Genomic DNA, 21,553 nt, shown 5'->3' with positions numbered 1-21,553 from the left:
CTTCGGAGGGAAACCGATTTCTTGTCATCTTCGTGACAAGTTCACGAGGGCGGCATGCGAAACGCTGACAAGTACCCCGCCGGGTGCGCACGAATGTACGTACGAACGGACGAATCTCCGGCCCGGCGCGCACCCGGCCGCGGCCGCTTGTATCGTGTGGTTGATACAAGCGGGAGGTACGACATGGCGTGGGACAACGTGCTCGTGGTCGGGATCTTCATGGGCCTGCTCGGCCTGGTCATCCTGATGCTCCTCTGGCCGAACGACAAGCGCGGGGCCCGCCTGCTCGTGCGCTGGGGCGTGCCGGACCCGGACGCCGCCGAGGTCGCGCTGGCCGTCCGGTACCTCAAGCGGCGCCGGTTCTGGTACCCGTGGCTCTACCTGGCGCTCCCGCTGCTGTTCGGCGGCGACAACGACGGCGCCACGGTCTTCGGCACCCTGCTGCTCGGCGGCCTGATCGCCGAGCTGCTGGCCCAGCGGCCCGCGCGCGGGCCGCAGCGGGAAGCCGTCCTCGCCCGGCGGACGCTGCGGGACGTCGTCCCCGTCTGGGCCCTGGTGCTCAGCGGCGTGGCGTCGGTGTCCGCGATCGTGCACCTGGCCCTGATCCCGCAGTGGAAGCTGCTGGCGGTGGTCGCGGGCACGACGGTCGTCTGCTGGGCGATCACCCTGCTGGCCGTGCGGCGCCCGGCGACCGGCGAGCCGCGCGCGGACCTGGCCCTGCGCTGCCGCAGCGCGCGCGTCGCGATCGGGCTGGGCATCGCCACCTGCACGGCGATCGGCTGGGCGGCGGGCAACCTCGGGTCGTTCCTGGTCGCCGTGGCCGGCATCGTCGCGTTCCTGGCCGTCACCGCCCCGCTGAAGAGGCTCCCGGCTCTCGCGTGAAGATCGTCGTCGACACCGAGAACGGCCTGGCGCCCTGGCGGCAGGTGCACGACCAGATCGTCCTCGCGATCACGGCGGGCGCGCTCCCGGACGGGACGCGCCTGCCGCCGATCCGCCAGCTGGCCCGCGACCTCGGCCTGGCCTCGGGCACGGTCGCCCGGGCCTACCGCGAGCTGGAGACGGCGGGCTGGGTGCTGACGGCCCGCGCCCGCGGCACGGTCGTCACGATCCCCGCGGACCGCCCGGACCCCGCGGTGCTGCTCCTGGCCGCGGCCACCGAGTACGCCACCCGGGCCCGCGACCTCGGCGCGAACCTCGACATCGCCCTCGACGCCGTCCGCAAGGCCTACGGTGACTGAAGCAGCCGCCCGACCGCGGCCAGCACCGGTTCCAGGACTTCCACCTCGCGCGGGGTGCCCACGCACTCCGTGATGCCCGCGCCCACGACGTCGTAGGCCGCCAGCGCGTCCAGGGACGACACCAGCCGCGCGATCGTCCAGCCGTCCGGTTCCGGGTAATTGAGGCCGCCGAACTCCGCCGGGTCCAGGACGTCGAGGTCCACGTGGACGTACAGCTTTTCCGCGCCCGCCAAGGCATCGGGCGACGTGACGGCCAGGCCTCGGTCGATCACCTCACGCTCGGCCGGGTCGAACACGCGCGTGCCCACCAGGACCGCGCGCCCCGGCTCCAATGGCGGGGCCGCCGCGAACTCCGGGTCGCCCTCGCCGAACAGCGAGCGCAGCACCATCCCGTGGAACGCGCCCGAGGGGGACGTCGACGCGGTGTTGAGGTCCGCGTGGGCGTCGAACCACGCGACCCCCAGGCCCGGCCCGTACCGGAAGCGGGCCACGCCGATCGGGACCAGCTCGACGCCGCAGTCACCGCCGATCGTCAGTACCGGGCCGCCCGGTGCCTCCAGTGCGGCCAGCTGGGCCGCGCGGTTCGGGCCGGTCAGCACCGCGCGGTTGGCGATCCCGCCGTCCACTTCGGACAGTTCCTGGCTCTGCGGAATGTGGTGCACGGGCCGGCCGAGCACGTGCCCGGCCAGCTCCGCGAGCGCCACACACCCGTCCGGCAGCTCTCCCGCACGGGGACCTGCCGCGCCCTGCCTCTGCGGTACGGCGTTGATCAGCATCCGGCGATGTTAGCGGGATCACTCCAGGACGAGCAGGAGATCGCCGCCTTCGACCTGCTGGACGGCGTTGATCGCGCGACGCGACACCTTGCCGCCCGCGGACGCCGTGATCGACGCCTCCATCTTCATCGCCTCGATCGTCGCGACCGTGGCGCCGGACTCGACCGTGTCACCCTCGTTGACCTGCAGCGTCACCACGCCGGCGAACGGCGCCGCGACCTGCTTCGGGTTGCCCTTCTCCGCCTTCTCGGTCGCCGGGATGTCCGAGGCGATCGAGTGGTCGCGGATCTGGATCGGGCGCAGCTGGCCGTTGAGCGTCGACATCACCGTGCGCAGGCCGCGTTCGTCGGCCTCGCCGATCGCCTCCAGCTCGATGATCAGCCGCACGCCCTGCTCGAGGTCGACCTGGTACTCCTCCCCCGGGCGCAGCCCGTAGAAGAAGTCCTTGGTGGGCAGCACCGACGTGTCGCCGTAGGCCTCGCGGTGCGCCTCGAACTCCTTGGTGGGCCCGGGGAACAGCAGCCGGTTGAGCGCCCGCCGCGGCTCCGAAGCCAGCGCCGAACGGTCCTCTTCGGACAGTTCGGCTACCGGCTTCGCCGCCGCGCGGCCCTCGAGGGCCTTGGTGCGGAACGGCTCCGGCCAGCCGCCCGGCGGGTCGCCGAGCTCGCCGCGCAGGAAGCCGATCACCGAGTCGGGGATGTCGAACTTGTTCGGCTCCGCCTCGAAGTCCGCCGGGGAGACGCCCGCGCCGACCAGGTGCAGCGCGAGGTCGCCGACGACCTTCGACGACGGCGTCACCTTCACGAGGTGGCCGAGGATCTTGTCGGCCGCGGCGTACATCGCCTCGATGTCCTCGAACCGGTCGCCCAGCCCCAGCGCGATGGCCTGCGTGCGCAGGTTCGACAGCTGCCCGCCCGGGATCTCGTGGTGGTAGACGCGCCCGGTGGGCGAGGCCAGCCCGGCCTCGAACGGCGCGTAGATCTTGCGCACGCTCTCCCAGTACGGCTCCAGCTCGCCGATCGCGTCCAGGCTCAGCCCGGTGGTGCGGTCGGAGTGGTCGGTGGCCGCCACGATCGACGACAGCGACGGCTGCGACGTCGTGCCCGCCATCGACGACACCGCGCCGTCGACGGCGTCCGCGCCCGCGTTGATCGCCGCGAGGTAGGTGGCCAGCTGGCCGCCCGCGGTGTCGTGGGTGTGGATGTGGACCGGCAGGTCGAACTCCTTGCGCAGCGCGGTGACCAGCCGGGTCGCCGCGGGCGCGCGCAGCAGCCCGGCCATGTCCTTGATCGCCAGGACGTGCGCCCCGGCACCGACGATCTGCTCGGCCAGCTTGAGGTAGTAGTCGAGCGTGTAGAGCTTCTCCCCCGGGTCCGACAGGTCCGAGGTGTAGCAGAGCGCCACCTCGGCGACGGCGGAGCCGGTCTCGCGCACGGCTTCGATGGCCGGGCGCATCTGCTCGACGTCGTTGAGCGCGTCGAAGATCCGGAAGATGTCGATGCCGGTCTTCGTGGCCTCTTCGACGAAGGCGTTGGTGACCTCGGTCGGGTACGGCGTGTAGCCGACGGTGTTGCGCCCGCGCAGCAGCATCTGCAGGCAGATGTTGGGCACGGCCTCGCGCAGCGCGGCGAGCCGCTCCCACGGGTCCTCGGCGAGGAACCGCAGCGCGACGTCGTAGGTCGCGCCGCCCCAGCACTCCAGGGACAGCAGCTGCGGCACGGTGTTCGCGACGACCGGCGCCACGGCCAGCAGGTCCTTCGTGCGGACGCGGGTGGCGAGCAGCGACTGGTGCGCGTCGCGGAACGTCGTGTCGGTGACGCCGACGTGCGGCGACTTCCGCAGCCAGTCCGCGAACCCGCCCGGGCCCAGCTCGACGAGCTTCTGCTTCGAACCGGCGGGCGGCTGGGCGTCCTTCGCGAGCTTCGGCAGCTTGAGCGTGGCGTCCGGCGTCTTCGGCCGCTCGCCGTGCGGCTTGTTGACCGTCTGGTCGGCGAGATAGGTCAGCAGCCGCGTGCCGCGGTCGGCGGAGTGCCGCGCGGTGAGCAGGTGCGGGCGCTCCTCGATGAACGACGTCGTGACGCGCCCGGCGCGGAAGTCCGGGTCGTCGAGCACGGCCTGCAGGAACGGGATGTTCGTGGCCACACCGCGGATCCGGAACTCGGCCACGGCGCGGCGCGCGCGGCCGACGGCGGTCTTGAAGTCGCGGCCGCGGCAGGTGAGCTTCACCAGCAGCGAGTCGAAGTGCGCGCTGATCTCGGTGCCGGAGAAGGCGGTGCCGCCGTCGAGCCGGATGCCGGAGCCGCCCGGCGAGCGGTAGGCGGAGATCATCCCGGTGTCCGGGCGGAAGCCGTTGGCCGGGTCTTCGGTGGTGATGCGGCACTGCAGCGCGGCGCCGCGCAGGTAGATCTTGTCCTGGGAGAGGCCCAGGTCATCGAGGGTCTCGCCGGCGGCGATCCGCAGCTGCGACTGCACGAGGTCGACGTCGGTGACCTCTTCGGTGACCGTGTGCTCGACCTGGATGCGCGGGTTCATCTCGATGAAGACGTGGTTGCCCTGCTTGTCGAGCAGGAACTCGACGGTGCCGGCGTTGCGGTAGCCGATCTGCTTCGCGAACTTCACGGCGTCCGCGCAGATCCGGTCGCGCAGCTCGGGGTCGAGGTTCGGCGCCGGGGCCAGCTCGACGACCTTCTGGTGGCGCCGCTGCACGGAGCAGTCGCGCTCGTAGAGGTGGATGATGTTGCCCGCGCCGTCGGCGAGGATCTGCACCTCGATGTGCCGCGGCTCGACGACGGCCTTCTCGAGGAACACCGTCGGGTCGCCGAAGGCGGACTCGGCCTCGCGCGCGGCGGCCTCGATGGACTCGCGCAGCTGGGCCGGCTCCAGGACGCGGCGCATGCCGCGCCCGCCACCACCGGCGACGGCCTTGACGAACACCGGGAAGCCCAGCTCGTCGGCCGCCGCGACCAGCGCGTCGATGTCGCTGGAGGGCTCGGACGAGCCGAGCACCGGTACGCCGGCCTCGCGCGCGGCCTTGACCGCGCGGGCCTTGTTGCCGGTGAGCTCGAGGATGTCGGCGCTCGGCCCGACGAAGGTGATCCCCTCCTCCTCGCACGCACGCGCGAGGTCGGGGTTCTCCGACAGGAAGCCGTAACCCGGGTAGACGGCGTCGGCCCCGGCCTTCTTGGCCGCGGCGACGATCTCGTCGACCGAGAGGTAGGCGCGCACGGGGTGACCGGGTTCGCCGATCTCGTACGCCTCGTCGGCCTTCAGCCGGTGCAGCGAGTTGCGGTCTTCGTGGGGGAACACGGCGACCGTGCCCGCGCCCAGTTCGAAGCCGGCGCGGAACGCGCGGATGGCGATCTCGCCGCGGTTGGCCACCAGCACCTTGCGGAACATGCCCGGTCCTTCCCGTATGGATCGGTAGTCAGCGCACGTTACCCGGTTTTTCCCGCTGGGCGGGAGTTGAGTACCAGGTGATGGACGTCATGCGGACCAGACGATTGACCGGTCGGCCCTGGTGGGCACCTGGTCAGGATCCGGACGGCACGTAGAGCAGGCGGTTGGCCGTCCCCTCCGGAACCCCCTTGAGCGCGTCCGGCGTCGCCGCCTGGACGAGGGCCTGGTCCACCTGCGCGGGCGTCGAGCCGGGGTGCTGGGCCAGGTAGACCGCCGCCGCTCCGGCCGCGAACGCCGCGGCCATCGACGTGCCGGACTCCGGTCCCGCGGTCGCGCCGCCGGCGATCGGGCCCGGAACGTCCACGCCCGGCGCGTACAGGTCGACGTCCTGGCCGAAGTTCGACGCCTTGTCCGGGTGGTCCTGGTTGTCGCTCGCCCCGACGGTCAGCGCCTCGGGCACCCGGCCCGGGGAGAAGCCGCTCGCGTCCGCCGTCTCGCTCCCGGCCGGGACGGCGATCGGCAGCACCACGGCCAGCCGCTTCACGGCCGCGTCGAGCTGGTCGTTCGGCACCCCGCCGATGCCGAGCACGGCGACCGCGGGCTGCCGGGCGTTCTGCGCGACCCAGTCGATCCCGGCGACGATCTGGTCGGTCGCGCCACCGCCGTCCTTGTCGAGCACCCGCACGGGCACGATCTGCGCGCCCTTCGCGACGCCGTAGTCCTTGCCGGCGGCGATCCCGGCGAGCCGGGTGCCGTGGCCGTTGGTGTCGGCGGTGTCGGTGCCCCCGCTCAGGAAGTCCCGCCCGGGCGCGACCCGGCCCTGGAAGTCGGGGTGGTTCGCGTCGACCCCGCTGTCGATCACGTAGACCGTGACGCCGGAAGCGTCGTCGGGGTAGCGGTAGGCGTGGTCGAGCCCGGCCCGCTGGTCGATCCGGTCCAGCCCCCAGCTGGGGGCTGCCTGCTGCACCCCACCGGCGGCGCTCGCCGTCGCTTGTCCGGCGAGCACGACCACGACCGCTGCTGCGAGAGCACTGCGTAACCTCATGATCAGCGTGGTACCCGCGGGCGGGAGCGGCGACAACTCAGGAGTGTCGCCCGTTCGGCTGATTCCGGCGGATCAGGAGTACCCCCGCCACGACGATCACCAGCAGTTCCAGGCCCAGCGGGACGATGTTCGCGTAGTTGCCGTCGCTCGCGGCCAGCACGACCGCGGCCGCCACCGCCGCGTCACCGAGGGCCCACCCCACCAGCGCCTGGCCCCCGAAGCGCGGTGGGACGAACAGGGTGGCGCCGACCGGGACGGCGAAGGTCAGGAAGCCCAAGACCGCGGCGGCGGACGAGCCCTCGTCCCCGGCCAGGATCGCGAAATGCACGATCACCGGCGACCCGCCGAACAGGCCGAGGGCCAGCGCCGTCCACGCGGTCCGGCCGGGACGCCGGTGGTGCAGCTCGCCCCGGACGAGCCACACCACGCCCACCCCGGCGGCGGCCACGGCGAGCAGCCCGGCGAAGAGAAACCCGAAGCCGGCGCCCAGGTGCCGGCCGCCGTCGGTGAGATAGCCGTTCTCGATCACGACGACGGTGCCCAGGCCCCCGACCGCGGCGGCCCCGACTCCCGCGACCCACCCCGCGCCGGCCCGCAGCACCGGCAGCGCACCGGCGACGATCGCCGAGACCCCGAGAACCCACACGTACCACTCGAACCCGGGCTGGGCGCCCGCGAGAGTCCGGCTGCTACCGCCGAGCGAGTAGTGGAACTCGAAGGCCATGGCCACCAGGGCAAGCACCCCGCCGGCCAGGCAGAGCAACCCGAAACCGGCGCCGGACGGGGCGCGCGCCGCTCCAGGAACCGGGGGCTCACGCTCAGGGGTTCCGGCATCCGGCAGGGCGAGTTCGGCGACCGGCTCCCCTGCCGGCACGATCGCGGGCGCCGCATCCGGCATCTCGACCGGCCGGTCGCCGTCGCTCCACGCGGCTGGTGACTCGGCAACGGCCACGCTCTCCGGCTCGGTCGCGGGCGCCGCATCAGGCCGGACTTCCGGCGTCCCCACCGGCTCGTCGACCTCGGTGCCTTCGGCCGACGGCGGAGCCCCCGCCGCGACCCCGGACCCGGTCACCGGCTCGGCCCGCGAGCCGCTCGCGGGCGCCGCATCAGGCCGGCCTTCCGGCGTCCCAGCCGGCTCGTCGACCTCGGTGCCTTCGGCCGACGGCGGAGCCCCCGCCGCGACCCCGGACCCGGTCACCGGCTCGGCCGGCGAGCCGATCGCGGGCGCCGCATCGAACCGGCCCCACGGCGGCCAGACCTCGGGCACCGCAAGCGGCTCGTCGACCTCGGGACTTCGCACAGCCGCCGGCTCCTCCGCCACAGCCGCTGCTTCCACCACGATCACCGACTCGCCGGTCGGGCCGCTCACCACCACCTTGCCCTGCCGGGCCTCCGCCGTCCGGGTCACCGTGACCTCGGCGCCCTCCGGGGTCTCGCGGATCTCCATCCAGTCGTGGGACGGCTCGAACTGACACGCCCGCGCCACGGGCGGGCCCAGCAGGCGGATCCGCCGCACCGGCACGTCGTCTTCGAAGCGCAGCGCCTCGACGTCCGCACGGATCGCCGCGTCCGCACGGGCGTCCTCCGCCGCCTCCGCGACGTGCTGGACGTCCGTCGACGACATCACCTTCAGCGCCTCGAACGCCCCCACCGCGACCTCGAGGTTCGAGCTGGTCAAGCGGCGCCGCAGCTCCGCCACCGCGCCCAGGCGCGTGAACGGGTTCTCCGCCTCGATCGCGGCCGCCAGGTCCGCCGGGATCGGGGACGGCTTGATGCGGCGGCGCCGGCTGCGGGCCAGGTACAGCTCGCCCTGCATCTCGATGTCGCGGCTCGGCGTCTGCTTCGGGTTGCGCTCGCGGACGCGGTCGAACAGGTACTCGTACAGCTCGCCCAGTGCGATCCAGCCGTCCTCGTCACGGTCGGCTTCGCCCGTGCGCAGGCCCTCCACCAGCGCCGACGTGAACACCGACGGCTGGGCCACGCCGCCTTCGGCCAGGCGGGCGCCCTCGAAGGCGTACTCGATCGAGTTCGACGCCGTGATCACCGCGCGGCCGCGGCCGCCGCGGAAGCTGTCCAGGACGTTCGCGTCCCCCGACGCGCGCACCGCCACGCCCTGCCCGAACGCCCCGCCGTAACAGCAGTCCAGCAGCAGCACGACACTGCGCGAACGGCTCTGCCGCAGGCACTGCTGGACGAAGTGCGCGGGCACGGCCGTCGACCGGAGGCGGTCCGGGCGGGTGTTGCGGGCGGCGAAGAACAGCTGGCCCGAGTCGTCCTTCAAGCCGTGGCAGGAAAAGTGCAGCAGGAGGACGTCGTCGGGGCGGCCCTCGGCGCAGAGGTCCTCGACCTCCGCCTGCACCACGTGCGCGGTTTCGTTGCGCACCACCCGGACGTCGAAGTCACTGATCGCACGGTCGGACAGCACGCCGGCGAGGGCGTCCGCGTCCGCCGCGGGCGAGCCCAGCCGCTGCAGCCCCGCGTTGTCGTACTCGCCGTTCGCGACGATCAGCGCCCGCCTCCGCCCCGCCATACCAGGCAGGAAACGCTCCCGGACGGCGTTACGGCAAGCGACCGAACGGGCACACGTACCGCACGGCCGTCCCGTGAATGGTTCCTGCCCTTTCGGGCGGGCATACTGGGCGGTACTAACGCAACGGGAGTGGCACTTGGAGACCGTCGGCACACAGCGCCCGGGTGGCCGCACCGAGCGGACCCGCCGCGCCGCCCTGGACGCGACGCTCGAGCTGCTCGGCGAGCGCGGGTACGCGGAGCTGACCGTCGAGGCCGTGGCCGAACGCTCCGGCGTGCACAAGACGACGCTGTACCGCCGCTGGGAATCCGCCGAAGGCCTCGTCGCGGCGGCGCTGCTGATGGGCACCGAGCAGGAGTGGACGGCGCCGGACACCGGCTCCCTCGAAGGCGACCTGCGCGAGGTCAACCTGGAGCTGGTGCACTTCTTCACCGAGCCGGGCCTGCGCGAGCTCCCGATCGCGTCGATTTCGGCCGCGTTCCTCTCGCCCCGGGCCGCCGACGCCCTGCAGGAGTTCTACGTCGACCGCCACGCCCGCTCGGCGGCGATCGTCGAGCGAGCCGTCGCACGCGGCGAGGTCCCGGCGGACACGGACGCCGTCGAGGTGGTGCGCGTGGCGTGCGGACCGGTCTTCTACCGCCTGTTCGTCTCCCGCGAAGGCGTGTCGCCGAGGGACGCGAGTGTCGCCGCCGCGGCGGCCGCGGCCGCCGCGAAAGCCGGGGTCTTCACGGCAGCGGACGCCTGAACCGCAGCTCCTCCAGCGTGACGCGGCCTTCGTCGACCGTCTCGGCCTGGGTGGCGCCTTCGTCCTCGGTGACCAGCACTCGGCCGACGTTCCCGCCGATGCGGCGGGACCACGACGCCGCCCGCCAGGACGCCACGTGGACCTCGCCTATCGCGGGAGCGTCGGCGACCGTGGCGGAACGGATGGCGGTCAGCCCTGAAGGCCTTCGCCCGCTCGTTGGCGAATCCGGCGACGGTGCCGTCGTCCTCGGCGACCAGCACCCGGCCGACGTTCCCGCCGATGCGGCGGGACCACGACGCCACCCGCCACGACGCCACGTCGACCTCGGCGATCGCGGGCGCGTCGGCGACGGTGGCAGAGCGGACGGCGGTCAGCTCTTCTCCAGGTACTCCGCGCGTTCGACGTCGACCACGTCGGCGACCATGCGCGCCAGCCCCGGGAACTTCGTCAGCTCCGGGTCCTCCGTCACGATCTCCTGCGCGCGCTTGCGCGACTCGGCGATCACGTCTTCGTCCTGCAGCAGCGAAAGCAGCTTCAGCCCGGACCGCTTGCCCGACTGGGCGGCGCCGAGGATGTCACCTTCGCGGCGCAGCTCCAGGTCGAGGCGGGACAGCTCGAAGCCGTCCGTGGTCGACTCGACCGCCGCCAGGCGCTCGCGGGTCGTCGTGCCGTCGAGGGCCTCCGTGACCAGCAGGCACAGCCCCGGCACGCTGCCCCGGCCGACCCGGCCGCGCAGCTGGTGCAGCTGGCTGATGCCGAACCGGTCGGCGTCCATGATCACCATCGCCGTCGAGTTCGGCACGTTGACGCCGACCTCGATCACGGTGGTGGCCACGAGCACGTCCAGCTCCCCCGCGGCGAAGGCCCGCATCACGGCGTCCTTGTCGTCCGCGGGCATCCGGCCGTGCAGCGCGGCGATGCGCAACCCCTTGAGCGGCCCCTCCACCAGTTGCGGCGCGATCTCGAGGACGGCGACCGGCGGCCGCTTGTCGCTCTTGTCCGACGGCGGCTCGTCGCCGATCCGCGGGCACACGATGTAGGCCTGGTGCCCCTTGGACACCTCTTCGGTCACGCGCTGCCAGACGCGCTCCATCCACGCCGGTTTCTCCGCCACCGGGACGACCGTCGTGCTGATCGGCGAGCGGCCGACCGGCATCTCGCGCAGCGCGGAGATCTCCAGGTCGCCGTAGACGGTCATGGCGACCGTGCGCGGGATCGGCGTCGCGGTCATCACCAGCACGTGCGGGCTGGTGCCCTCGCTGCCCCGGGTGCGCAGCGCGTCGCGCTGTTCGACGCCGAAGCGGTGCTGCTCGTCGACGACGGCCAGGCCGAGGTCGGCGAACTGCACGGTCTCCTGGATCAGCGCGTGCGTGCCGACGATGATGCCCGCTTCGCCGCTCATGGCCTCCAGCAAGGCTTTCTTGCGTTCCTTGGCGCCCATCGACCCGGTGAGCAGCGTGACGCGCGTGGCCTTCTCGGCCGCGCCCAGTTCGCCGGCCTGCGCCAGGTCGCCGAGCATTTCGCGCAGCGAACGCGCGTGCTGCGCGGCGAGCACCTCGGTCGGCGCCAGCATCGCGGCCTGCCGCCCGTTGTCGACCACCTGCAGCATCGCCCGCAGCGCGACGATCGTCTTGCCCGACCCGACCTCACCCTGCAGCAGCCGGTTCATCGGGTGCTCCGTGGACAGGTCGGCGGCGATCTCGTCGCCGATGCCGCGCTGGCCCGCGGTGAGGTCGAACGGCAGCCGCTTGTCGAAGGCGTCCATGATCCCGCCGTCCACGTGCGAGTTCGGTTTCGCCGGCCGGGAGATCGCGGAATGGCGGCGCTGCGCGAAGATCAGCTGCACGGCCATGGCTTCATCCCACTTGAGCCGCTTCTTCGACGCCTCCAGGTGCGCCCAGTTCTCGGGGCGGTGGATGCCGCGCAGCGCGTTTTCGAGGTCCCCCAGGCGGTGCAGCCGCCGCAGCTCCGCCGGCATCGGGTCCTCGTCGACCTCGAGGACGTCGAGCACCTGGCGCACGCACTTGGCGATCGACCACGTCGGCATGCCCTGCGCCGCCGGGTACACCGGGATGATGGCGGCCAGGAAGTCGTCCATGGCCTCGGCTTCGCGGTCGGCCTCGAACAGCTCGTACTCGGGGTTGGTCAGCTGCAGCGTGTCGCGGAACGCCGAAACCTTGCCGGCGAACAGGCCGGACTTGCCGGGCACCAGGTCCTTCTCGCGCCAGGCCTGGTTGAAGAACGCACACGTGAGCCGGCGCTTCCCGTCGGTGATCACCATGTCCAGGATGGTCCCGTTGCGGGACTTCATCCGGCGCTTGCTCACCTTTTCGACACGCGCCAGCACGGTCGCGTGCTCGCCGAGCTCGAGCCCGGCGATGTCGGTGAGCTCACCGCGCTCGGCGTAACGGCGCGGGTAGTGGCGAAGCAGGTCGCTGACGGTCTCGATGTCCAGGGCCGTGGCGAGCGCCTTCGCCGTCTTGGCGCCCAGCAGCAACGGCAGCTTGTCGCGCAGTCCGGCCATCGCTATTCGACTCCCATCAGCAGCACGGCGTCCGCCTGCCCGCCCGCGTACCCGGCCAGCTCCACCTCGGGGTGCTCGAGCCGCAGCTGCTCCGCGAGCTCTTCGGCGACCCCGGGCGGCGCCGCGGCCCCGCTCAGCACCGTCACCAGTTCCCCGCCCAGCGCCAGCATCCGGTTCAGCACCTTCATCGCCGCCGCGACGAGGTTGGTCTCCGACGCCGGGGCGGGCTCGATGAGCACCACCTCGTCGTCGACCAGGCCGACCACGTCCCCGGACTGGGCCCGGCCCACCCAGGTTAGCGACTCCTCCTGCGCGATCCGCAGTTCGCCACGCCTGGTCGCGGCGGCCGCCTCGGCCATCGCGACGACGTCGTCGTTGGTGCGGCGCCCGGCGTCGTGCACGGCCAGCGCCGCGAGCACCTGCACCGGGGACGTGCACGGGATGACCACGACGTCCCGGTCGGCGGCCATCGCGTGGCCCGCCGCGGTGTCGGCCGCCGTGGTCAGCGCGACGCCGCCGGGCAGCACCGTCACGTGCCGGCCGGCGGCCTCGTTGAGCAGGCCGATCATGTCCTCGACGCTCGGCGCGGCGCCCTCGGGCACCTCGAGGACCGGGATGCTCTCGGCGCGCAGCACCTCCGCCAGCCCGCGACCGTGCACGACGGCGACGACGGTCCGGTCGATCCCGCCGCCCGGCTCGATCGGCGTCGGCGTGAGCAGCGGCTCGACGCGGATCCGGCGCGGGCGCCCGAGGGTGAGCCCGGCCTCGATGGCGGCGCCGATGTCGGCGCAGTGGACGTGCACGGCGTGGCTGCCCGCGCCGTCGCCGGCCACCGTGACGCTGTCGCCGAGGCCGCTCAGCTCCTTGCGCAGGGTCGGCAGGCTGTCTTCGGGGACGCCGTCGAGCAGGTACATGACCTCCCAGGCGTAGGGCTGTTCTTCCTCGAGGGGCGCTTGGAGCGCGTGGTCGTGCTCGACGGTGGTGCCGGTCAGCACCTCGACCAGGGCGTCCAGCACGGCTACGAGCCCGCGGGCCCCGGCGTCGACGACCCCGGCCTTGGCCAGCGCGGGCAGCTGCAGAGGTGTCTTCTCGAGCGCGTGCGCGGCCTCCTTCGCGGCGGTTCGCGCGACTTCGCCGAGCGGGCTCGTCTCCCCGCGGACGGCGAGGGCGACCGAGTGCAGGACGGTCAGGATGGTCCCGGCGACCGGGCGGCTCACGGCCCCGGTGGCGACCTCGTCGGCGTGCCCCAGCGCCTTGGCCAGCCAGGGCCCGTCCAGCTCGCCCTCGGCCTGGTCGGCCAGGCCGCGCACGACCTGGGAGAGGATCACGCCGGAGTTGCCGCGCGCCGAGGCGACGGCTCCGCGCGCGAGGACCTTCAGCGCGCCGGCGGCGGTTTCCGGCGCGGCGGTCTTGAGCTCGGCGACCGCGCCGGTCATCGTGAAGAGCATGTTGGAGCCGGTGTCGGAGTCCGCCACGGGGTAGACGTTGATCCCGTCGATGGCCGGCCGCAGGCTCGCCAGGCTGTGCACACAACCCGCAGCCCAGGCCGACACCGCCGCCGCGTCCAGCACCCGCACCCCGTGACCTCCTCGTCGTTCCCGGGGCGAGCGTATCGACCCCGTGCGGAACCCGGCTGGGCCACTGGTTACTATGGTCGAGTTGCCCAGTGCATCTGGGCTCATCTCTATGACCCAGATCCAAAGGAGTTCGACGTGGCTGCCGTGTGCGACGTCTGTGGCAAGGGACCCGGCTTCGGCAAGTCGGTCTCGCACTCCCACCGGCGTACCAACCGCCGGTGGAACCCGAACATCCAGACCGTTCACGCCAAGGTGGGTATTTCCCAGCGCAAGCGCCTGAACGTGTGCACCTCGTGCATCAAGGCGGGCAAGGTCGTTCGCGGCTGAGGCGAGAAGAGTTCGGAAATGGCGGGTGCTCTCCGGAGCACCCGCCATTTTTGTGCGCCCGGACAGCCGTGGTCCGTGAAGGCCACATCGAGGGACTCTGAGTCCCTTGATGTGGCCTTCACGGACTTGCGGGCTACTTGTAGAACTCCACCAGCAGGTCGCGCAGGGATTCCGGGTGCTGCAGCACCCCGTGGTCCTGCCCGTCCAACGTCTCGTGGCGAGCGCCCGGCACCGACGACGCCGCGATGCGGGCTCCCGTCTGCAGCTTCTCCGGGCTCGCGCCGCCGCCGATGACCAGTGTCGGGGCCGTGATGCGGGCCAGGTTGTCCTTGCGCGGGCGGGCGCCCGGGCCGCAGATCGCCAGGTCGTACGGGAGCGTGTGCGCCAGGGACGTGAACCACCCCCACACCGGGGCGTGCTTCATCCCCTCGATCACCTGCGGCGGGGTGCCCGCGACCTCGAGGAACGTCGCCGCCGCGGCGTCGCGGTCGCCCGCCGCGATCTGCGCGCGCACCTTCTCCGTGACGTCGTCGCGCTGGTCCGAATCGGGCGCGTACGGCGGCTCGTACGCCACCAGCTTCTCGATCGGCAGGCCCGCAGCGGCCGCCTCCAAAGCCAGCACCGCGCCCGACGAGTGCCCGAAGACCGACGCCGAGCCCCCGGCCTCGAGAATCAGCGCCGCGATGTCCTCGATCTCCCGCTCCATCGCGTACGGCGGGGTGTCCCCGCTGTCCCCACGGCCTCGCCGGTCGTACGCGATGGTCGTGAAGTCCGCAGCAAGAACCTCGGCCAGGCCGCCGACCGTCGTCCGGTCGTTGAACGCGCCCCCGACCAGGATGATCGGCGCTCCCGTGCCGCGCTGGTCGAAAGCGATGGACGTGCCGTCGGCCGATGTGACGTTCATTTCTCCTCCAAAGGTTTCCCCCTGGTCGGAGCCGTCACCCCGATCCGGACACCGAACCTACGGGAGCTTCCAGTCGACCGGCGCCGCGCCCTGCTGTTCCAGCAGCTGGTTCGCCCGGCTGAACGGGCGCGACCCGAAGAAACCGTTGTGCGCCGAGAGCGGGCTCGGGTGCGCGGACTCGATGCACGGCACCTCGCCGAGCATCGGGCGCAGGTTGCGGGCGTTGCGGCCCCAGAGGATCGCCACCATCGGCTCCGACCGGGCCGCGAGGGCCTTGATCGCCTGCTCGGTGACGTCTTCCCAGCCCTTGCCCTGGTGCGAGTTCGACTTGCCCGGCTGCACCGTCAGCGCCCTGTTGAGCAGCAGGACACCCTGGTCGGCCCACGGCGTCAGATCCCCGTTGGCCGGCAGCGGGTGGCCGAGGTCCTCGGCGTACTCCTTGTAGATGTTGACCAGGCTCTTCGGGATCGGCCGGACGTCCGGCGCCACCGAGAAGCTCAGGCCCACCGCGTGCCCCGGCGTCGGGTACGGGTCCTGGCCGACGATCAGCACCCGGACGTCGTGGAACGGCTGCTTGAACGCTCGCAGCACGTGCTCACCCGCCGGGAGGTAGGTCCGGCCGGCGGCGATCTCCGCGCGGAGGAACTCCCCCATCGCGGCGACCTGCGGCGCCACCGGTTCGAGGGCCTCGGCCCAGCCTGCCTCGACGATTTCCTGCAACGGGCGTCCGGTCACGGGCGGCGAGCTTACCGGCCGTGGCCGCCGTCACTCGCGCGGGTCGAGCCGCCGCAGCTCGGCGCGGAACCGCTTGCCCCGCTCGACGTACGAATCCACCACGAGCGCGATGTTCTCCGCGCTGAACGACGTGTTCTCCCGCGTCTTCCCGGGCACGCCGAGCGCGATCTCACCGGTCTTCACGTACGAGCCGTACGACAGCACCGCGCCGGCGCCGACCATGCCGCCGTCCTCGACGACCGTGCCGTTGAGCACCACCGAACCGGACGCGATCAGGCAGCCGGTGCCGATCGTCGCGCCCTCGATGTGCACCGCGTGCCCGACCGCGGACGACGGCCCGAGGATCGTCGGGTGCCGCTCGGTGCAGTGCACGACGCAGCCGTCCTGGACGTTGGAGCGCTCGCCGATCTCGATGTACCCGTGGTCGCCGCGCAACACGGTCTGCGGCCACACCGACGCGTGGGCCGCGATCCGGACATCGCCGATGACCGTCGCGTCCGGGTGGACGTAGGCGTCGGGGTGGATCGTCGGTTCGAGCGAACCGAGCGCGTAGATCGGCATGCCGCCTCCCGGTGCTGTGTCGTTCGTTGCCAATCCGACTACAGCCACGGCCGATGGCTTTCGTAGGACCGGTTGCGTGTCGCTCAAGGGCCGGCCTGCTTCCGGTCGGCTCGGCAACTGCGGTTTCACGTGCCATGCGATTGGATCACGACATCGACCCGGCGCAGCACACCCGTCCGAGAAGCACGCTCCTCGTGCTCCTCCTCGTCGCGGCGACCTGGCTGCTGAGCGTGCCGGTCGCGGCGGCGCCCGCGCTGGCGAACGGCCTGGCCACGACGCCGCCGATGGGCTGGAACAGCTGGAACCAGGTCCGCTGTTACGACCTCACCGAAGACGTCGTCAAGAAGGCCGCCGACGCGCTCGCGGACGACGGCCTGCGCGACGCCGGGTACCGCTACGTCGTCGTCGACGACTGCTGGCAGGCCCCCGCGCGCGCCGCCGACGGCTCGCTGCAGGCGGATCCCACCCGGTTCCCGCACGGCATCGCCGACCTCGCCGACTACGTGCACTCCCGCGGCCTGCTGTTCGGCATCTACGCCGTGCCGGGCAGCCGGACCTGCGCGATGGCCAACGACGCCTACCCCGCGTCCGGCATCGGCTCGCTGGGCCACGAACGGCAGGACGCCGAGACGTTCGACCGCTGGGGCGTCGACTACCTCAAGTACGACTGGTGCAACGCCGACACCGTCGACGGCCTCGACCGGCGGGCGGCGTTCGAGAAGATGCGCGACGAGCTGGCCGCGCTCCCCCGCCCGATCGTCTACGCGATCTCCGAATACGGCGTCTCGAGCCCGTGGACCTGGGCGCGGCCGGTGGCGAACCTGTGGCGCACCACCTACGACCTGACCCCGACCTGGGATTCGGTGCTCGCGACGATCGACCAGCAGGCCGCCGTCGCCGTCCACAGCGGCTCGCCCGGCGGCTGGAACGACCCGGACATGCTGCAGGTCGGCAACGGCACGCTGACCGCGGACGAGGCCCGCGCCCACTTCAGCGTCTGGGCGGTGCTGAACGCGCCGCTGTTCGCCGGGACCGATCCGGCGAAGCTGAGCGACGACGACCTCGCGACGCTGGGCAACCCCGAGGCGATCGCCGTCGACCAGGACTTCGCGGCCGGCCAGGGCCGTCAGCTGACGGCCGGCCCCGGCTACCAGGTGTGGGGCAAACCGCTGACCGGCGGCGGGTTCGCGGTGGTGCTGCTCAACACCGGCACCACCACCGCGACGGTGTCCGCGACGGTCCCGGGCTCCTGGAACGTCCGGGACCTGTGGGCTCACCGGGATGTGGGCACCGCGGTGTCCGCGTCGCTGCGCCCGCACGCGGCCGCCCTGCTGAAGCTCACGCCCCGCTGAGGTCCTTGCCGTAACACCGGCTCGACTCTTCGTTCTTGTAGACGCCGAACTTCGGGATCTCGACGTAGCCCGAGGACGCGTAGAGCGCGATCGCCTCCGGCTGCTTGGTGCCGGTCTCCAGCACCGCGCGCTTGCGGCCGGACAGGGCCGCCGTGCGCTCGAGTTCGAAGAGGATCATCCGCGCGAAGCCGCGGCCACGCGCGGAATCGGCGACGTACATGCGCTTGAACTCGGCGTCGCCGTCCTGGAAGTCGGGGGCCGGGCCGTCGTGGGCGCGCCACGCCCCGCAGGCGACGGCTTCCTCGCCCTGGTAGCCGACGAGGAACAGGCCCTGCGGCGGGTCGAACTGTTCGGGGTTCATCGGGGTGGCGTCTTCGTCGCCGTAGCGCTCGACGTACACCTGCTGCACCGCGGCCATGAGCTTGGCCGCGTCGGAATGGTCGTAGGGGACCGGAACGATTCTCACATCCGCACAGCCTAGTTCAGCGCCAGTGCGTCCAACCGCCTTCTCGCGTGGAAGGCTTGCCGTCCACGGTGATTCCCGAGTCCGGCATGGTCGCGACGCCGATGGTGCGCCAGCCCTCCGGCAGTTCAGCGAACGACGGGAAGGTCGCCACGAGCGCGTGGTCCTCGCCGCCGGTGAGGACCCAGTCGAGCGGGTCCGCGCCCAGCGCCGCGCCGACTTCGGTGAGCCGGGCCGGGACGTCGAGGTCGGCGGTGCGGACGTCGATGCCGACGCCGGACGCCTCGGCGATGTGCCCGAGGTCGGCCAGCAGCCCGTCGGAGACGTCGATCATGGCCGTGGCCCCGGCGAGCGCGGCGCGTGGGCCGGCCTCGTACGGCGGCTCCGGGGCGCGCTGGGCGTTGACGACCCCGACCGGCGACCGGAAGCCGCGCCCGAGCACGGCCAGGCCCGCGGCGGCCCAGCCGAGCTTCCCGCAGACCGCGACGACGTCGCCGGGCCGGGCGCCCGAGCGCGTCACCGGTTCGCGGTCGCCGAGGTCACCGAGCGCGGTGACGCTGATCACGAGCTGGTCGGCGCGGACCATGTCGCCGCCGGAGACGCCGACGCCGGCGCGCTCGGCCTCGGCCCACATACCGTCGGCCAGCGCGGTGACGACCTCGCGCGGGGTGTCCGGCGGGCAGGCGATGCCGACGAGCACCGACGTCGGGGTGGCGCCCATGGCGGCGATGTCGGCCAGGTTGACCGCGACGGCCTTGCGCCCGACGTGCTCCGGGCTGGACCAGTCGAGCCGGAAGTGCACCCCCTGCACCAGGACGTCGGTGCTGGCGACCACGCGGCCGTCGGGGGCGGCGATGACGGCGGCGTCGTCGCCGGGACCGAGCAGCGTGCCCGGTGGCTGACGCCGCCCTTCCGTGACGGCTCTGATGAGCTCGAACTCCCCGGTCTCGGCGACCGTGACGTCGTTCGGTGACACCCGTCACCTCTGCTTTCTCCACCGGGACAAAGATCGATCACCGATAGTCGGATGCCCTATGTTTTTGCGTGAGCTGCAGATACGTTGCTGTGAACGTTCCTGCTCCTCAGTTCCTACCCTGAGCCGATCGATCCCGACGAAAGGGCGCGCCGTGGTCCACGCATACATCCTCATCCAGACCGAGGTCGGCAAGGCGGCCGCGGTGGCGGCCGAGATCTCCAGCATCGCCGGCGTCACCAGTTCGGAGGATGTCACCGGACCGTACGACGTGATCGTCCGCGCGGCCGCCGACAGCGTCGACCAGCTGGGCCAGCTCGTGGTCGCCAAGGTGCAGAACGTGGAAGGCATCACGCGGACCCTGACCTGCCCGGTCGTGCATCTCTGAGCAGTGACATTCCTGGGGGGACGACCCCCCAGACCCCCCGAAACGACGCCAGTGGTGTAGTGGTCCGGTGCCCGAATCCGACACCGGCGCGCCACCACGAGTGGTGCTCGTCACGGCGGCCGCGCTCGCCGTGGCCCTGGCGGTCGCCGTCGCCGTCTTCGCCCTGACCCAGCGTTCCGCGGATCCCGCGGCCGGCCCGCTGCCGCTGGTCCCCGTGCCCGCGCCGCAGGCCGCGTCCCCGGCGTGCAAGACGCTGCTGGGCGCGGTGCCGTCCGAGCTGACGTCGAACGGCTCGCAGCTCGCGCTGCGTGCCTTGGCCGAGCCGGCCCCGCCCGCGACGGTGGCGTGGGGCACGGACGACCCGCTGGTGCTCCGATGCGGGCTGGGACGTCCGCCGGAGCTGACCCCGACGGCCCAGCTGAGGCTGGTGAACGGCGTCCAGTGGCTGCAGGTCACCGGCGAGGGCGCGTCGACGTGGTACGTCGTGGACCGTGAGGTCTACTCGGCGCTCACGGTGCCGGACAGCGCTGGAACGGGCCCGCTGCAGCAGATCTCGGACGCGGTCGCGGCGAAGCTGCCACCGCGGCCGCTGCGGTTCGGCTAGCGGAGACCCGTGCCCCGGGCGATCGCCGTCTCGATGAGCGTGGTCAGCAGGGTCGCGTAGTCGACGCCGGTGACCTCCCACATCTTCGGGTAGGCCGACTTCGTCGTGAAGCCGGGCATCGTGTTGACCTCGTTGATGCTCGGCTCGCCGTCGGCGCCGACGAAGAAGTCGACGCGGGCGAGGCCCTGGCAGTCGAGCGCCTGGAAGGCCTGCACGGCCATGGCGCGGAGCTTCTCGGTGACGGCGTCGTCGAGCTTGGCCGGGATGTCCAGCTCGGCGTCGTCGCCCAGGTACTTGGTTTCGAAGTCGTACCAGGCGTTTTCGTCCTCGGACAGGACGCGGATCTCGGCCGGGAGCGACGCTTCGACGCGGCCGTCCGGGAATTCGAGCACGCCGCACTCGACCTCGCGGCCGACGACGGCCGCCTCCACGAGGACCTTCGGGTCGGTCGCGCGGGCCAGCTCGATGGCGGCACCGAGGTCGTCCCAGGACGTCACGCGGCTGATGCCGACGGAGGACCCGGCACGCGACGGCTTCACGAACACCGGCAGGCCGAGCTTCGCGCGGTCGGCGTCGTCCAAAGTGGACTGTCCACGGCGGAGCGCGGCGAAGGTGCCGACCGGAAGTCCTTCCGCGGCAAGGAGCTTCTTCGCGGTCTCCTTGTCCATGGCGGCCGCGCTGGCGAGCACCCCCGGGCCGACGTACGGGATGCCGGCGAGCTCGAGGAGGCCCTGGATGGTGCCGTCCTCGCCGAAGGCGCCGTGCAGCACCGGGAAGACGACGTCCACCTGGGACAGCAGCTCGCTTTCGCGGCCCGGCTCGACGGCGACGAGCCCCTGGCTGGAGGGATCACCGGCGAGCACGAGCCCCTTGCCGTCGTCGACCGACGGCAGTTCACGGCCGCGGATGGCGAGCTGCGCGGAGTCCCCGGTGCCGAGCACCCAGCGGCCCTCGCGCGTGATGCCGACCGGCACGGCTTCGAACCGCTCCGGGTCGAGGTTCCCCAGGACACTGCCCGCGGACAGGCAGGAGATGGTGTGCTCGCTGCTGCGCCCGCCGAACACGACCGCCACCCGGATCTTCTCGCTCATGGTGAGCCACCGTACCCGGTGACCTCGGCGAACAGCCCAGCCCCGTGCGGCGGGCGAGACGTTCCCCGCGCCGAACGCAACCCCGGCGGCCGGTGGCACGTCTGGTACTTCGAGGCGCAAGTGCGCCCGCCGCCGGACAACCTCCGGAAAGCAGCCCCCGCCCTCTCCGGGGGACCGGCCCCGCTTCCAGCGTATCGGTCCACTCCGACGAAACCCGGGAAAAGCCCTCGCCAGGGCCCAGTTGTCCACAACACGGCCGGGCTGTGGACAACCCCGGGCCCGAGCTGGACGGCAGCCCGGCACCATCAGACGTGGTCGGAG

Annotated in this window: 20 protein-coding genes; 7 read left to right on the top strand and 13 right to left on the bottom strand. The window is 72.4% G+C overall.

Going from position 1 to position 21,553, the window contains the following annotated elements:
* Positions 1-183 precede the first annotated feature (183 nt).
* Entirely contained in the window at positions 184-882 is a 699-nt protein-coding gene (locus ACIOD2_RS24425) for a hypothetical protein (protein ID WP_400542100.1), read from the top strand.
* Positions 879-1,241 (top strand): GntR family transcriptional regulator, encoded by a 363-nt coding sequence (locus tag ACIOD2_RS24420; protein WP_400542097.1) that lies wholly within the window; start codon positions 879-881, stop codon positions 1,239-1,241. Before ACIOD2_RS24425 ends, ACIOD2_RS24420 begins: the two co-directional genes overlap by 4 nt.
* Here ACIOD2_RS24420 and ACIOD2_RS24415 read toward each other — a convergent pair.
* The 4 genes from ACIOD2_RS24415 to ACIOD2_RS24400 all read right to left on the bottom strand — a co-directional run bounded on the left by ACIOD2_RS24415 (position 1,229) and on the right by ACIOD2_RS24400 (position 8,988).
* Entirely contained in the window at positions 1,229-2,017 is a 789-nt protein-coding gene (locus tag ACIOD2_RS24415; RefSeq protein WP_400542094.1) for an arginase family protein, read from the bottom strand. The genes ACIOD2_RS24420 and ACIOD2_RS24415 overlap by 13 nt on opposite strands.
* Positions 2,018-2,035: 18 nt before the next feature.
* Positions 2,036-5,413 (bottom strand): pyruvate carboxylase, encoded by a 3,378-nt coding sequence (locus tag ACIOD2_RS24410; protein WP_400542091.1) that lies wholly within the window; start codon positions 5,411-5,413, stop codon positions 2,036-2,038.
* A gap of 133 nt (positions 5,414-5,546) precedes the next feature.
* Positions 5,547-6,458, bottom strand: coding sequence for a S8 family peptidase (locus ACIOD2_RS24405; protein WP_400542088.1), 912 nt, complete (start codon positions 6,456-6,458; stop codon positions 5,547-5,549).
* Between the two features lie 37 nt (positions 6,459-6,495).
* A complete protein-coding gene (locus ACIOD2_RS24400) occupies positions 6,496-8,988 on the bottom strand; it encodes a caspase family protein (protein ID WP_400542085.1) in 2,493 nt (830 codons plus the stop codon).
* Between the two features lie 136 nt (positions 8,989-9,124).
* Here ACIOD2_RS24400 and ACIOD2_RS24395 point away from each other — a divergent pair, with 136 nt between their 5' ends.
* Positions 9,125-9,733, top strand: coding sequence for a TetR/AcrR family transcriptional regulator (locus ACIOD2_RS24395; protein WP_400542082.1), 609 nt, complete (start codon positions 9,125-9,127; stop codon positions 9,731-9,733).
* On the opposite strand, the gene ACIOD2_RS24390 is transcribed toward ACIOD2_RS24395, so the two are convergent.
* The 3 genes from ACIOD2_RS24390 to ACIOD2_RS24380 all read right to left on the bottom strand — a co-directional run bounded on the left by ACIOD2_RS24390 (position 9,714) and on the right by ACIOD2_RS24380 (position 13,834).
* Positions 9,714-9,869: a hypothetical protein gene (locus ACIOD2_RS24390; RefSeq protein WP_400542079.1), complete on the bottom strand. Its 156-nt coding sequence runs from the start codon at positions 9,867-9,869 to the stop codon at positions 9,714-9,716. The genes ACIOD2_RS24395 and ACIOD2_RS24390 overlap by 20 nt on opposite strands.
* 234 nt (positions 9,870-10,103) lie before the next feature.
* Positions 10,104-12,257 carry an ATP-dependent DNA helicase RecG gene (recG, locus tag ACIOD2_RS24385; RefSeq protein WP_400542076.1) on the bottom strand — a complete coding sequence of 718 codons (2,154 nt, stop codon included), beginning with the start codon at positions 12,255-12,257 and terminating at the stop codon, positions 10,104-10,106.
* Positions 12,258-12,259: 2 nt separating this feature from the next.
* Complete coding sequence (locus ACIOD2_RS24380) at positions 12,260-13,834, bottom strand: DAK2 domain-containing protein (protein ID WP_400542073.1); 1,575 nt, start codon at positions 13,832-13,834, stop codon at positions 12,260-12,262.
* 135 nt (positions 13,835-13,969) lie between these two features.
* On the opposite strand from ACIOD2_RS24380, the gene rpmB reads away from it, so the two are divergent.
* On the top strand, positions 13,970-14,161 hold the full coding sequence (gene rpmB, locus ACIOD2_RS24375; RefSeq protein ID WP_247062089.1) for a 50S ribosomal protein L28: 192 nt from the start codon (positions 13,970-13,972) through the stop codon (positions 14,159-14,161).
* A 133-nt stretch (positions 14,162-14,294) separates the two neighbouring features.
* On the opposite strand, the gene ACIOD2_RS24370 is transcribed toward rpmB, so the two are convergent.
* The 3 genes from ACIOD2_RS24370 to ACIOD2_RS24360 are packed head-to-tail and all read right to left on the bottom strand — an operon-like array spanning position 14,295 to position 16,361.
* On the bottom strand, positions 14,295-15,065 hold the full coding sequence (locus ACIOD2_RS24370) for an alpha/beta fold hydrolase (RefSeq protein WP_400542068.1): 771 nt from the start codon (positions 15,063-15,065) through the stop codon (positions 14,295-14,297).
* 57 nt (positions 15,066-15,122) lie between these two features.
* A complete protein-coding gene (locus tag ACIOD2_RS24365) occupies positions 15,123-15,800 on the bottom strand; it encodes a uracil-DNA glycosylase (RefSeq protein ID WP_400542061.1) in 678 nt (225 codons plus the stop codon).
* Positions 15,801-15,830: 30 nt separating this feature from the next.
* Complete coding sequence (locus ACIOD2_RS24360) at positions 15,831-16,361, bottom strand: gamma carbonic anhydrase family protein (protein ID WP_323331817.1); 531 nt, start codon at positions 16,359-16,361, stop codon at positions 15,831-15,833.
* A 194-nt stretch (positions 16,362-16,555) separates the two neighbouring features.
* On the opposite strand from ACIOD2_RS24360, the gene ACIOD2_RS24355 reads away from it, so the two are divergent.
* Entirely contained in the window at positions 16,556-17,713 is a 1,158-nt protein-coding gene (locus ACIOD2_RS24355) for a glycoside hydrolase family 27 protein (protein ID WP_400542056.1), read from the top strand.
* Here ACIOD2_RS24355 and ACIOD2_RS24350 read toward each other — a convergent pair.
* Both ACIOD2_RS24350 and ACIOD2_RS24345 read right to left on the bottom strand, forming a co-directional pair.
* Positions 17,700-18,179: a GNAT family N-acetyltransferase gene (locus ACIOD2_RS24350; protein ID WP_400542053.1), complete on the bottom strand. Its 480-nt coding sequence runs from the start codon at positions 18,177-18,179 to the stop codon at positions 17,700-17,702. The two genes, ACIOD2_RS24355 and ACIOD2_RS24350, sit on opposite strands and share 14 nt — an antisense overlap.
* A gap of 16 nt (positions 18,180-18,195) precedes the next feature.
* Complete coding sequence (locus tag ACIOD2_RS24345) at positions 18,196-19,152, bottom strand: thiamine-phosphate kinase (protein WP_400542050.1); 957 nt, start codon at positions 19,150-19,152, stop codon at positions 18,196-18,198.
* A 151-nt stretch (positions 19,153-19,303) separates the two neighbouring features.
* Here ACIOD2_RS24345 and ACIOD2_RS24340 point away from each other — a divergent pair, with 151 nt between their 5' ends.
* Positions 19,304-19,537, top strand: coding sequence for an Lrp/AsnC ligand binding domain-containing protein (locus tag ACIOD2_RS24340; protein ID WP_155545137.1), 234 nt, complete (start codon positions 19,304-19,306; stop codon positions 19,535-19,537).
* A gap of 67 nt (positions 19,538-19,604) precedes the next feature.
* A complete protein-coding gene (locus tag ACIOD2_RS24335; RefSeq protein ID WP_400542045.1) occupies positions 19,605-20,141 on the top strand; it encodes a DUF3515 domain-containing protein in 537 nt (178 codons plus the stop codon).
* On the opposite strand, the gene ACIOD2_RS24330 is transcribed toward ACIOD2_RS24335, so the two are convergent.
* Positions 20,138-21,232 carry a D-alanine--D-alanine ligase family protein gene (locus ACIOD2_RS24330; protein ID WP_400542042.1) on the bottom strand — a complete coding sequence of 365 codons (1,095 nt, stop codon included), beginning with the start codon at positions 21,230-21,232 and terminating at the stop codon, positions 20,138-20,140. The two genes, ACIOD2_RS24335 and ACIOD2_RS24330, sit on opposite strands and share 4 nt — an antisense overlap.
* Positions 21,233-21,553: the final 321 nt, after the last annotated feature.

Source organism: Amycolatopsis sp. NPDC088138 (assembly GCF_044741685.1).
In the GTDB taxonomy this organism is placed as follows: Bacteria; Actinomycetota; Actinomycetes; order Mycobacteriales; family Pseudonocardiaceae; genus Amycolatopsis.
This window is presented reverse-complemented; position numbering and strand designations above follow the sequence as displayed.

Bases quoted from the DNA above. Each gene is read 5' to 3' on its own strand.
- ACIOD2_RS24425 (WP_400542100.1), top strand. From the start codon at position 184: ATGGCGTGGGACAACGTGCTCGTGGTCGGGATCTTCATGGGCCTGCTC.
- ACIOD2_RS24415 (WP_400542094.1), bottom strand. From the start codon at position 2,017: ATGCTGATCAACGCCGTACCGCAGAGGCAGGGCGCGGCAGGTCCCCGT.
- ACIOD2_RS24410 (WP_400542091.1), bottom strand. From the start codon at position 5,413: ATGTTCCGCAAGGTGCTGGTGGCCAACCGCGGCGAGATCGCCATCCGC.
- ACIOD2_RS24405 (WP_400542088.1), bottom strand. From the start codon at position 6,458: ATGAGGTTACGCAGTGCTCTCGCAGCAGCGGTCGTGGTCGTGCTCGCC.
- ACIOD2_RS24400 (WP_400542085.1), bottom strand. From the start codon at position 8,988: ATGGCGGGGCGGAGGCGGGCGCTGATCGTCGCGAACGGCGAGTACGAC.
- recG (WP_400542076.1), bottom strand. From the start codon at position 12,257: ATGGCCGGACTGCGCGACAAGCTGCCGTTGCTGCTGGGCGCCAAGACG.
- ACIOD2_RS24370 (WP_400542068.1), bottom strand. From the start codon at position 15,065: ATGAACGTCACATCGGCCGACGGCACGTCCATCGCTTTCGACCAGCGC.
- ACIOD2_RS24360 (WP_323331817.1), bottom strand. From the start codon at position 16,361: ATGCCGATCTACGCGCTCGGTTCGCTCGAACCGACGATCCACCCCGAC.
- ACIOD2_RS24330 (WP_400542042.1), bottom strand. From the start codon at position 21,232: ATGAGCGAGAAGATCCGGGTGGCGGTCGTGTTCGGCGGGCGCAGCAGC.